Raw genomic sequence first — 5,344 nt, forward strand, 5'->3', positions numbered from 1 at the left:
TGGGGACCGTCGGCCCCGGCGCCCCGCTCCCGCAGGCGCAGCCGCCGCACCAGCTTCAGCAGCGGCTGGGTCAGCAGCGTCGTGGCGAGCGCCATGAACACCAGGATCGTGTAGAGCCGCCGGCTCAGCAGGCCCGCCTGGAGCCCGGCGCTGAGCGCGATCAGTTCGGTGAGGCCCCGGGTGCTCAGCAGCACCCCGACGGTCCGCGCGTCGTGCTTGTCGAGGCCGCTGAGCCGCGCGGTCACCGTGCCGCTGCCGATCTTCACCGCCATGCCCAGCACGGTCACGGCGACCAGTGTGACCAGGCCCGCGCCGTCGAGACCGCCCACGGCGACCGCCTGGCCCGACACCACGAAGAAGAACGGCAGCAGCAGCGAGCTGATCTCGTTCAACGGGCGCACCAGGTCCGCGTCGAGTGTGCCGCCCCGCTCACGCGGCACCACCACCCCGGCGAGCAGTGCGCCGAAGATGACATGCAGCCCCAGCGCGTTGGTCACCCACGCGGAGGCGAGGGCGAAGCCCACCAGCAGGGCGAGCCGCAGCGACGGATCGAGCTGGATCCGCCAGAGGGCCGCCAGCAGCAGCCGCCGGCCCCCGAGCAGCATCGCCGTGACGAAGGCGGCCGCGAGGCCGAGCCGTACCTGCCAGGACAGGGCGCCGTCCGGGGCCGTCGGCAGCATCGTGCCCGCCAGGACCGTCCAGCCCAGCACGTCCAGCATGCCCGCCGCGGACACGGCGATCACCCCGGGCACCGTGCGCGACAGGCCGTTCTCCCGCACGATCGCCGTCAGCACGGGAACCGCCGTGATCGACAGGGCGACACCGAGGAACAGCACCGACGCCACCGGGAGATGCCGGGGCATCCCCAGCGCGTGCAGCTGCCGCTGGAAGATCAGCGCCCCGCCGCAGCCGGCTGCCATCGGCACGGCGAACGAGGCGATCGAGACACTGAAGGCCGCGCGGGTGCGCCCGCGCAGAACGCGCAGGTCGAGTTCGTACCCGACGGCGAACAGGAAGAGCACCAGCGAGATCTGCGAGAGCCCGCTGAGCACCGGAGCGATGGCGGGGGGAAACACCGTGGCCCGCAGCGAAGGGGAGATCTCACCGAGCAGCGAGGGACCGAGGGCGATGCCGGCGACTAACTGGCCGACGATGTACGGCTGTCCGACGCGCCGCGCCGCCCAGCCCGCCAGATGGGCCACCAGCACGATCAGCGCGGACGCACCGACGAGATGAGTGATCATCACATCTGGGTTCATGGGGTACCCCCTGGTTCGGTCCCTTGCCGGAAGCGTGCCCCGCCCCCGGCCGTACGAAAGCCCGACGTGCTCGCGCAGATACGGAAAGCAGCGGTATCTCCGCGAGAGTACTGATAATTTGACGCTGATTCATGCAGGTGAACAGTGGTTCGGGCAGCGCGGTGACGGCAGCCGACGGCGGGGCGGTTCATGACATCTGTGGTCTTCGTTCACGGTACCGGGATAAGGGAACCGCACTTCACGGATCTCTGTACCAGAATCGCCCACGGGCTCGGCCCGTTGGCTCCTGCCGCGCGTGTCGTGCCGTACGACTGGGGCACACCGCACGGTGCGCGGCTGGGTTCGGGCGGTGCGAGCATCCCGGGGCCGGGCAGGGGCGCTGACAGCCGTGATCCGCGCGCCCCCGCCGACCGGGCGGACGAGGAGGCCGAAGCCTGGGCGCGGCTGTACCGCGAGCCGACGTCGGAACTGGCCCTCGCCGCAGCCGGGTCCGGCACGGTCGTGACACCACCCGGAGCCGCGTTCCCGGACGAGCGGCCGCGGGCCCTGCTCGGTCAACTCGCCTCCCAAGCAGGGGAGTTCGATGAGATCGGTCCGGGGCTCGACGAGGCCGCCCGCGCCCTCGCCCGTGACCCGCTGCTGCCCGCGGCCGCCCGGGCACTCGACGCCGGCACCCTGGCCGCGACCCTCGCCAGGGCCCTCGCCGCCACCGTCATCGGCGGCGCACTCGAAGCGGATCTGCCGGTCGTCTGCGACGGCGACACCCGCGACGCGACGGTCGAGCGGCTGGCCCGCGCGCTCGGTGCGCCCCCGCAGGGCACCGAGCGCGGTCCCGTGCTGAAGCTGCTCGGGCGTCCCGTGATACGCGCCGGGTCACACTACGTCGTACGCCGCAGACGCGCCCTCACCGAAGCCGCACACCCGGCGGCCGGTGACATCCTGCGCTATCTCGCCCGCGGCGAGCCGATGCGGCACGGGCTGCGGCAGCTGGTGGCCGAACTGGCGCCGCCCGTCGTGCTGCTCGGCCACAGCCTCGGCGGGATCATCGCCCTCGACACCCTGCTGGCCGGACCGCTGCCGGGCGTCGAACTGCTGGTGACCGTCGGGTCGCAGGCACCGTTCCTGTACGAGACCGGCGCGCTGCCCGGACTCGACCACCCCGACCCGCTCCCCGCACACGTGCCGGCCTGGCTCAACCTCCACGACCGCAGGGACCTGCTCGGCTACATCGGCGCTCCCGTCTTCCCCGGCCGGGTCACCGACGTCGAGACCGACAACCGCCAGCCCTTCCCCGCGGCGCACAGCGCCTACTGGTCCGACCCGGCCGTCTACACCGCCATCGCGGAGCAACTGCCGTGACGGACACGGCAGTCGCCCCCGCACGTGTCTTCGCCCTGGTCGTCGGGATCGAGCGGTACGCGGCAGGCGACACCTGGACACTGCCGGGGCCCGCCAGGGACGCGGTGCGGTTCCGCGCCTGGCTGCGCGCGGCGGGTGTGCCGGAACACAACATCCTGCTGCATCTCGCCCCGGCCGGCGGCTACGACCCCGGCGTCGCGTACCGCCCCGCCGACCACGCCGCCCTGCGGCGGGCCCTCGTCGGTGAACTGCCCGCGCTGCGCGGTGACGCGCTGTGGATCTGGTGGGGCGGCCACGGCGTACTCGACCAGGACGAGCGGATCCGGCTGTACTGCGCCGACGCGACCGAGGCCGACCGGCGCAACCTCGACCTGGAGTCCGCCCGGCGGGCGCTGTCCAGTGACGCCCTGCCCGGATTCGCCCGGCAGACCTGGGTCGTGGACGCCTGCCAGACCTTCGAGGAGCGGCACGGCTTCCCCCTCTCGCTGCCCGCCGAGACCCTGCCGGCCGGCGAGCGGGTGCACGCCCACCAACAGGCGCTGCTGCTCGCCGTCACCCGGGGCCAGCGCGCGGCCAACGATCCGGTCGGACGTACGGGTCTCTTTTCGGACGTTGTTCTCGGCGAACTGGGCGCCGAAGCGGCGCCGGACCCCGGGCCGCTCTTCGCCCGGGTCGCTGCCCGGATGGATGCGCTACGGGCCGACGGCGTGACCGAACAGACCCCGTCCGTCTTCCTTCGCGGCCCCGGGCTCGACACATCCCTGCCCGCACCGCGCGCGCAGGCCCGCCCCGGCGCGGGCAGCCCCATGCTGCGACTGGTCGAGGCGCTGCTCGCCTACCCGATGATGGGCGACCGCGACGAGCGGCAGACCCTGGTCAGCGCCCTGGACCCGGGCATCGTGGCCCGGCTGCCCCGGCACGCGGTGCCGCGCACCGATCTCGTCAATCTCGCACGCACCCTGGGCCGCCGGCCCGACGACCTGTGGCAGTTGTACGACGCCGTCACGCTGCTCGACGACGACCCGCGCAGGAGCGACGAACTGCGCCGGGCGATCAGTGAGTTGAACGGCGGTACCGGCGGCCCCCGCTGATCGCCCGGCGCAAAAGCAGGGTTTCAGTACCGGTGCTCTGTGGTCATGATGGGAGAAGGCGGTGGCATCTTGTGCCGCCGCGCGCGAAGGGGGAGCACGTCTTGGACCAGCTGGTGGATGCCGACATAACGCCGGAGCATGTCGAATCCGATGTGACGGATCTGACCGCGGTGAGTATCGCCGCGCTCCGCGGGCTCGCCGCCCCAGCGCCGAACCGGCGGCTGCTCGACGAGATTGGACGGCCGCGCAGCAACGCACTGGGTGGCACGAACCCGCCCGGCTGGGCCGTGTGACGGATTGACGGAGACGGTCCATGACCTCGGACGAGCCGTACGAACGCTTTCGCATGCCCGGCCGCCTGTTCGACGAACTCGCCGAAGGCGGCGGCTCGGCCGAGGCGGTCGCCTTTCTGCTGCGGAGTGAACGCACCCGCAGGCTCCTGCTGTTGCGGGAACTGCTCGTCCGGCTGGACGAACAGCCGGACGTCCTCGGCGGCCCGGCCGCCTCGATCTGGCGGTACGTCGAAGAGGCCGCCCTGCGTTCCCCGGACGCGGTCGAGGCGCTGCTGCTCAGCCCGCAGGCCGGCAGCTGGCTGGCCCATATGCTGCGGCGGCTGCACGGCACCGCCTCGGGCCCGCCGCTGTGGGCGGACGCCGGCCAGCTCGCCGCGCTCGCTCTGGTCGCCTGCGTGCGCAGCGGTACGGACGCCGATCTGCGGGTGCCCGCGCTCGCCGGCAGCGTCAACCTGCCCACGCTCGGCCTGATGCTGCTTCCCGGCCCCGTCGAGAAGGGCGACAACGGAGCGCGCTGGGTACCCGCCGTCGTCCGGGACCGCCGGGTGACGGCGGGACCTGCCGGCCGCACCGTCACCGTCCGGCCGCTGGAGGACGAGCGCGGCGCCCACTGGCTTCCGCTGCGGACGCTGCGCGCGGGTCCCGGCGGCCCGCCGATCTGGCTGGACGACCTCGACCCGTACCGGGACCTGGACGAACCGGTCGGCCCCGCGCCGCTCGAAGCCGCCGAGACGCGGGCCTGGCAGACGCTGCTGGACGAAGCGGTCGAGATCCTGCGGCCCTCGGGGCCCGAACCCGGGCGACTGCGCCCCGAGGAGATCAGCAGGATCGTCCCCTGGCGCCCGGCACCACGGCTGCTGGAGACGTCACCGGACGTCACCCACGACCCGGCCGGCCCCGGCGGCACCGACGCCGGCACCGCTCCGGGCGTCCGGCTCAGCGCCTCCACCGGCGACGCGTTCGGCTCCATGATGATCGCCCGGCCGCCCGGCGCCCTCGATCTGGCCGAGACCCTCGTCCACGAGTTCCAGCACAGCAAACTCGGCGCGCTGCTCCATCTCTTCCCGCTCCTCGGCGACAACCGCGACGAATGCCACTACGCCCCCTGGCGCCCCGACCCGAGACATCTGCCCGGGCTGCTGCACGGCGCGTACGCCTTCACCGGCGTCGCCGGATTCTGGCGCGAGCGGCTCGGCGACAAGGAGGCCGACCCCACCGGACTCGCCCCCTTCCAGTTCGCCCTGCGCCGCCTCCAGACCCGGCTCGTCGTCCGGACCCTCGCCACCCGGGCGGTGCTCACCCCGCAGGGGCGGCGGCTGGTGTCCGGTCTCGCCGCGACCCT

The 5,344-nt window shown here is 73.3% G+C and carries 5 protein-coding genes; 4 read left to right on the forward strand and 1 reads right to left on the reverse strand.

Annotated features, from left to right (window positions below; genetic code table 11):
* A partial coding sequence (locus HY68_RS25810) for a cation:proton antiporter (protein ID WP_078863785.1) occupies positions 1–1,259 on the reverse strand: 1,259 nt, incomplete at its 3' end.
* 189 nt (positions 1,260–1,448) lie between these two features.
* Between HY68_RS25810 and HY68_RS25815 the strand changes: the two genes are divergently transcribed.
* The 4 genes from HY68_RS25815 to HY68_RS25830 form a co-directional block, all read left to right on the forward strand.
* On the forward strand, positions 1,449–2,618 hold the full coding sequence (locus HY68_RS25815) for a hypothetical protein (protein WP_041992914.1): 1,170 nt from the start codon (positions 1,449–1,451) through the stop codon (positions 2,616–2,618).
* Entirely contained in the window at positions 2,615–3,709 is a 1,095-nt protein-coding gene (locus HY68_RS25820; protein ID WP_041992917.1) for a hypothetical protein, read from the forward strand. Before HY68_RS25815 ends, HY68_RS25820 begins: the two co-directional genes overlap by 4 nt.
* Positions 3,710–3,810: 101 nt before the next feature.
* Positions 3,811–4,002: a hypothetical protein gene (locus HY68_RS25825; protein WP_041997168.1), complete on the forward strand. Its 192-nt coding sequence runs from the start codon at positions 3,811–3,813 to the stop codon at positions 4,000–4,002.
* Between the two features lie 20 nt (positions 4,003–4,022).
* Positions 4,023–5,344: HEXXH motif domain-containing protein (locus tag HY68_RS25830; RefSeq protein WP_041997170.1), on the forward strand; the 1,322-nt coding region annotated here is incomplete at its 3' end.

It is taken from the genome of Streptomyces sp. AcH 505 (genome assembly GCF_000818175.1).
Classification (GTDB): Bacteria; Actinomycetota; Actinomycetes; order Streptomycetales; family Streptomycetaceae; genus Streptomyces.